We start from the raw sequence: 5,748 nt of genomic DNA, 5'->3' as shown, positions 1-5,748 counted from the left end.
CCTTTACTGCGCGGTGATCGTCAAGCGGGTGGACGAGCAGACACGCAGCAAGACCTCGATCAACGAGTTGCTGAGGGACTGAGGCTTTACTGGCTGGCGAAGCTGCAACGATTCCTCTAAGCCTTTGGGGGAGTGCAGCATTACTGCCTTCTTGGGGGTCTCATGAATAATCTCGTGGCGTTGTTCACAACGATGGACGGACGCATCGGCCGGGCGCGCTTCTGGCTCGGCGTGCTGCTGATCGCTGCCTTCTCTATTGCTATCTCGGTCATTCTGATGCTTGCAGGGCTGAGCCAGACTACGATCGCCACAGGTACGGTTCAGGTTAACGGCGGCGCGGCGAGCGAGTTCTCTCAGATCGAGAGCACGCTCAATCCGTGGGCCGCTTTTCTGTTGTCGGTCGTAACCGCCTTCCCTTCCGCTGCGATCGGCGTTAAGCGACGGCGCGACAGAGACTTTTCCGGCGTCGACGTGTTGGGCTTCCTCGTCCTGTCGCTGTTGCTTCAACTGCTGGGGGCATTTGGCATAGCTGGGTGGCTGATCACCGCATTGCAGTTCGTGTTGCTCATCTGGGCTATCTGCCTGCTCATCGTACTTGGTGTCCTTAGGGGAACCACCGGACCGAACAGGTACGGACCGGACCCACTCGGGCCGACCACGGCGCCAGCGCCGGCGCCGCAAATCTAGTTGGCTGGTCAGTCCGGGCCGACTCCACTACGCTTCGTCCACACCGGTGGCGGGGCAGTTGCAATCTGATAGGAAGCCAGACTGGAATGCCCGCAACACCCGGGATCGATCCCGTCCCACTTCTTACCGACCTCATCCGCTGCCCGTCGGTGACCCCCGAGACAGCGGGTGTGCTCGACGTGCTCGAAGCGGCACTCACGCAGCTCGGCTTTGCATGCACACGCCTCACCTTCGAAGGCGACGGCTCGTACCCGGTCGAAAACCTCTTCGCCACCCGCGGCACCACCGGCAAGCATCTGCTGTTCGCCGGGCACACCGACGTCGTGCCGCCCGGCGATACCGCAGCATGGCGGCACCCGCCCTTCGCCGCCGAGATCGTCGACGGCACCCTCTATGGCCGTGGCGCCGCCGACATGAAGTCGGGCATCGCCGCCTTCCTCGCCGCCATCTCGCGAGTGCCGGAGGCCGGCCGCATCTCCCTCGCCATCACCAATGACGAGGAGGCCGATGCGGTCAATGGCACCGACAAGCTGATGGCGTGGGCTGAGGCGCAGGGCCACCGCTTCGATTTCGCCATCGTCGGCGAGCCGAGCGCCACCGCGCGCGTCGGCGACAGTATCAAGGTCGGCCGGCGCGGCTCGCTCAACGGGCAAATCCGGGTCACCGGCACGCAGGGGCATGTCGCCTATCCCGACAAGGCCAACAACCCGCTGCCGGTCGCTGCGGCGCTGATCGGCGCGCTGTCGGGGAAGCTCGACGACGGCACCGAGCACTTTCCGCCGTCGAACCTCGAGTTCACCTCCGCCGATGTCGGCAACGAGACCACCAACGTCATCCCCGCCTCGGTGCTGCTGCGCTTCAACGTCCGCTACAACGACCGCTGGACGCCTCAGACCCTGCTCGGCGCCGTCAACGAGGTGATCGGCAACCAGGACGCGCACGGCACGGTCATCGCCTTCACCGTGGTCGGCCGACCGTCGCGCTCGTTCCTCTCCCCGCTCGGCGGCGGGGTGAAGATGCTGGTCGAGACCATCGCCCGGCGCACCGGCATTGCGCCCGAACTCTCGACCGGCGGGGGCACGTCCGACGCGCGCTTCATCGCCGAATATTGCCCGGTGGTCGAGTTCGGTCTCCCCGGCCCGTCCATGCACAAGGTGGACGAGAGCGTCCGCGTCGCCGATGTCGAGGAGCTGACCGCGCTCTACGCCCGGTTCATCACCGACTATTTCGCGTGAACGCCTTCGGCGAACTGTGGCGCGCCGTGATCGGCTGGCTCGACCTGCTGACGGGACGTCCGGCCGAAGAGAAGTTCAACCTCGGCCCCACCGGCCTCGTCAACTCCACCGGCTTCTATTTCGCCGTAGTGCTGCTGCTCATCGCGGTCGAGAGTTCGCTGAGCGGCTTTCCCGGCTGGACGCCGGTGATCCTCAGCCTCATCGTCAACGCGACGCGACTGATGACCGTCTGGCTGATGATCTGGATCAGCGCCCGGGTGCTCGCCGCGCCCGCCATCGCCATGGCGGTGCCCAGCACCTACGCCATGGCCTTCATCCTCGCGGTGTCGCTGCCGCTCGCCTATCTCGCGGGCTCGAACCTGCTTGTCTCGACGCTCGGCGTCCTCGGTTTCATGCTGTTTCGGGTGGCGCGCGGCATCGGCAAACTCCGGATCGGCATTTCCATCGCGTTTGCCATTCTTTGCATCGTCGCGCTTGTCGCGGTCCGCGTCGGGCTCTACATGCTGACCACCGGCGGGCAAGGGATCGGCTAGTGCCTCAGTTGAGAATGACTTTTGTCGATGAAGCGCGAGCCGCGGCCCGGGGGGTCTTCGCGCTCGTCATGGGCGATCGTGGCGCGTCGCGCTATTTCTCGTTTACGCAGCTCGGGCTGGTCAGCAGTTTCATCGCCGTGCTGGCGGTTACGGCGGTCGAGCTGGTCGTCACAATGGCGCTCGGCTCGGGCGGCGTGTTCACGTCGCTGGTCCAGACCGTCATCGCCTATGGAGCAGTGCTCGGCGCCTCGGCGCTGTACCTGCGCCAGATCGGTCGGCCCGATGCCCTGGCGCCGTTCGTCGTCACCATCAACTGGTCCAACGCGGTGCTCACCGTGGTCCTGCTGGTGACGGTGCTGGTCGGGCTCTCCTTCCTCGGCATAGTCGTCCTGATCGCCGGGCTGGTCGTCTCGATCAATATCGCCCGGCTGGTGATGACGTTGAAGCCGGTGCAGATCGTGCTGCTGATCCTGGCGCAGGCCGCGGGGCTGCTGGTGGCGCTGCTGCTGATCGTCTTGCTGTTCCCGCCCACTCCCGAGCAACTGGCCGAGGCCACCGCGGCGGCGGCCGCTAGTAGTCCACCTTCGTGAGGTAGAGCCCGTCGGGCGGCGCCAGCGGCCCGCAGCGGGAGCGGTCGCGCGCATCGAGCGCAGCGCGGAAGTCACGCGGCTGCCACTTGCCGTCCCCGACCAGCTTCAGCGAGCCCACCATCGAGCGCACCTGCGAGTGGAGGAAGCTCCGCGCCTTGGCGGCAACGACGATCATCTCTGCCTGCCGCGACACGGTGAAGACGTCCAGCGTCCGCTCGGGCGATTTCGCCTGGCACTCGGCGGCGCGGAAGGTGGTGAAGTCGTGCTTACCGAGGATCAGCTGCGCCGCGGCGTGCATGGTCTCGGCATCGAGTTCCACCGGCACATGCCAGACCTTGCCCTGTTCCAGCGCCGGCCGGGCACGTCGGTTGAGTATGCGGTATTCGTAGTGGCGGGCCTTGGCGGAGAAGCGCGCCTCGAAGTCCGCGCCGACAAGGTCGGCGGTGAGGATCGAGACGGGGTGCGGCTTGGTGTGGAAGTTCAGCGCCTCGCGGACCCTGAACGGATCCCAGTCGCGCTCGAGGTCGAAGTGCACCACCTGGCCGAGGGCGTGGACGCCCGCATCGGTACGTCCGGCGGCCTGCGTGGGCACGGTTTCACCGGAGAATTTGGCGATCGCTTCTTCGAGGACTTGCTGGACGGAGAGCGCACCGGCTTGCCGCTGCCAGCCGCAGAAGGGTCGGCCGTCGTATTCGATGCTGAGGCGGTAGCGGGGCACTATAGCAACCCCACCCACCGGGTCATTCCCGCGAAAGCGGGAAACTCCGTTTGCGGTGCTAGACAAGAAAACAGAGGTCCCCGCTTTCGCGGGGATGACACCGAGCGTGGGGCACCAGCGACGCGCATCTAGCTCGCCCGATCCGGCAGCGTTCCCGCGCCGCGGAGGAAGGTCGCCGCGTCCATCGCGCCCTTGCCCTCACGCTGCACGGCGGTGAGGCGCACGGCGCCTGTGCCACAGGTGATCGTGAGGTCGGGAAGGATCGTGCCGGGAGCACCCTGCCCAGCGACCAGGGTCGAGCGCAGCGCTTTGATGCGTGTCGGTGCGCCGTTGAGCGCCAGCTCGAACCAGGCGCCCGGAAACGGCGATAGCCCGCGGATCAGGTTGTGCACCTCGTCGGCAGGCCTCGTCCAATCGATCCGGGCCTCGGCCTTGTCGATCTTCTTCGCATAGGTCACACCCTCCTCCGACTGCGGGGTGAAGTGCAGGCTGCCGCGGTCGAGCGCCGCCAGCGCGCGGCTCATCAGGTCGGCGCCAACCAGCATCATCTTGTCGTGCAGTTCCCCCGAGGTCATGTCGGGGCCGATCGGCATTTCCTCGACGAGGCCGACGGCGCCGGTGTCGAGCCCCTCGTCCATCTGCATCACCATGACCCCGGTGCGCTTGTCGCCCGCCATCACCGCGCGCTGGATCGGCGCCGCACCGCGCCAGCGCGGCAGGAGAGAACCATGGAGGTTGAGGCAGCCGAGCCGCGGCGCCTCGAGGATCGGTTTCGGCAGGATCAGCCCGTAGGCGACGACCACTGCAACATCGGCATCGAGCGAGGCAAACACCTCCTGCTCGGGCGCCTGCTTCAGGGAGCGTGGCGTGAACACCGGAATGCCGAACCCCTCGGCCGCCTCGTGCACCGGCGACTTCCGCTCGGCCTGCCCGCGTCCAGCCGGTTTTGGCGCGCGCGTATAGACGGCGACCACCTCATGGCCGGTCGAGACGATCTCGGTGAGGGTGGGCACCGCGAATTCCGGCGTGCCCATGAAGATGATTTTCAGTTCGGAAGCTCCTCTTCTTCCCTCTCCCCTTGAGGGAGAGGGTGCCCGACGGGCGGGTGAGGGGAAGTCCCGCCGGCCGGCCCCTCATCCGTCTCGCTGCGCTCGCCACCTTCTCCCTCAAGGGGGGAAGGAAGAAGGGCTTCGCCTCAGCCAGCCTTCTTGCTCAGCCGTTCGGCCTTCTGGAACTTCTTCAGCACGCGGTCGCGCTTCAGCCGGCTCAAATAGTCGATGTAGAGTACGCCATCGAGATGATCGAGTTCGTGCTGCACGCACACCGCCAGCCGGTCCCGGGCCTCGCGCTCGACCACCTTGCCGTCGAGGTCGGTGTAGCGGACCGTCACCTCTGCCGGGCGCTCGACGTCGTAATAGAGCTCGGGGATGGAGAGGCACCCCTCCTCGGTCGTCACCGTCTCGTCCGAATACTTCAGGATCTCGGGGTTGATCATGACGATCGGGTCGGGCGTCTCGTCTTCCTTGCTCAGGTCCATCACCACGATGCGCTTCAGCTCGCCGATCTGCGGCGCGGCCAGCCCGATGCCGGGCGCGTCGTACATCGTTTCGAGCATGTCCTTGGCGAGCTGCTTTACACCATCGTCGATCTTCTCGATCGGCTCTGCAATGGCGCGCAGGCGCTCGTCGGGCAGGATCAGGATGGGGCGCTTGGCCATGTAGCTTGGGTCCTTTATCGGGAGATGCCGCTGAATATGGTATTTCCCGGGCGGTGGTCAACCGGACGAACGCGAACAAAAGGGAAACCGAATCGGATAGACTCAGGCGATGGACCGCGTTCTGTTCGTCTTCGCCGATACCCCGATCACCGTCGAGATCGCCGCCTATGCGGCGGCGGGGCTGTTCGCTGCGCTGCTCGTCGCCCTGCTGGTGGTGGTCGTCCGGCAGTCGCAGGCCCGCGCCGAGGAGGCGCAGCAGCGCGACGAC

The 5,748-nt window shown here is 66.1% G+C and carries 7 protein-coding genes; 4 read left to right on the top strand and 3 right to left on the bottom strand.

Annotation, left to right across the window (positions count from 1 at the left end; translation table 11 throughout):
• The first annotated feature begins 162 nt into the window (after positions 1–162).
• The 4 genes from JWQ89_RS15575 to JWQ89_RS15560 all read left to right on the top strand — a co-directional run bounded on the left by JWQ89_RS15575 (position 163) and on the right by JWQ89_RS15560 (position 3,045).
• Positions 163–687: a DUF805 domain-containing protein gene (locus JWQ89_RS15575; protein WP_299642437.1), complete on the top strand. Its 525-nt coding sequence runs from the start codon at positions 163–165 to the stop codon at positions 685–687.
• A gap of 86 nt (positions 688–773) precedes the next feature.
• Positions 774–1,922, top strand: a complete 1,149-nt coding sequence (gene dapE / locus JWQ89_RS15570; protein ID WP_299642435.1) for a succinyl-diaminopimelate desuccinylase — start codon at positions 774–776, stop codon at positions 1,920–1,922.
• Positions 1,919–2,455, top strand: coding sequence for a hypothetical protein (locus tag JWQ89_RS15565; RefSeq protein WP_299642433.1), 537 nt, complete (start codon positions 1,919–1,921; stop codon positions 2,453–2,455). Before dapE ends, JWQ89_RS15565 begins: the two co-directional genes overlap by 4 nt.
• A 14-nt stretch (positions 2,456–2,469) precedes the next feature.
• Positions 2,470–3,045 (top strand): hypothetical protein, encoded by a 576-nt coding sequence (locus tag JWQ89_RS15560; RefSeq protein ID WP_299642431.1) that lies wholly within the window; start codon positions 2,470–2,472, stop codon positions 3,043–3,045.
• On the opposite strand, the gene truA is transcribed toward JWQ89_RS15560, so the two are convergent.
• The 3 genes from truA to def form a co-directional block, all read right to left on the bottom strand.
• Complete coding sequence (gene truA / locus JWQ89_RS15555; protein WP_299642430.1) at positions 3,026–3,763, bottom strand: tRNA pseudouridine(38-40) synthase TruA; 738 nt, start codon at positions 3,761–3,763, stop codon at positions 3,026–3,028. The genes JWQ89_RS15560 and truA overlap by 20 nt on opposite strands.
• 128 nt (positions 3,764–3,891) lie before the next feature.
• Positions 3,892–4,812 (bottom strand): methionyl-tRNA formyltransferase, encoded by a 921-nt coding sequence (gene fmt / locus JWQ89_RS15550; RefSeq protein ID WP_299642439.1) that lies wholly within the window; start codon positions 4,810–4,812, stop codon positions 3,892–3,894.
• Between the two features lie 146 nt (positions 4,813–4,958).
• Entirely contained in the window at positions 4,959–5,480 is a 522-nt protein-coding gene (gene def / locus JWQ89_RS15545; RefSeq protein ID WP_299642429.1) for a peptide deformylase, read from the bottom strand.
• Positions 5,481–5,748 lie beyond the last annotated feature (268 nt).

It is taken from the genome of Devosia sp., from assembly GCF_028290645.1.
GTDB lineage: Bacteria > Pseudomonadota > Alphaproteobacteria > Rhizobiales > Devosiaceae > Devosia_A.
Note: the sequence above shows the minus strand (reverse complement) of the source record. Positions and strands in the feature narration are given on the sequence as shown.

What these genes read in the sequence shown, in the direction of transcription:
- JWQ89_RS15575 (WP_299642437.1), top strand. Translation starts at nt 163, where the DNA reads ATGAATAATCTCGTGGCGTTGTTCACAACGATGGACGGACGCATCGGC.
- dapE (WP_299642435.1), top strand. Translation starts at nt 774, where the DNA reads ATGCCCGCAACACCCGGGATCGATCCCGTCCCACTTCTTACCGACCTC.
- JWQ89_RS15560 (WP_299642431.1), top strand. Translation starts at nt 2,470, where the DNA reads ATGACTTTTGTCGATGAAGCGCGAGCCGCGGCCCGGGGGGTCTTCGCG.
- def (WP_299642429.1), bottom strand. Translation starts at nt 5,480, where the DNA reads ATGGCCAAGCGCCCCATCCTGATCCTGCCCGACGAGCGCCTGCGCGCC.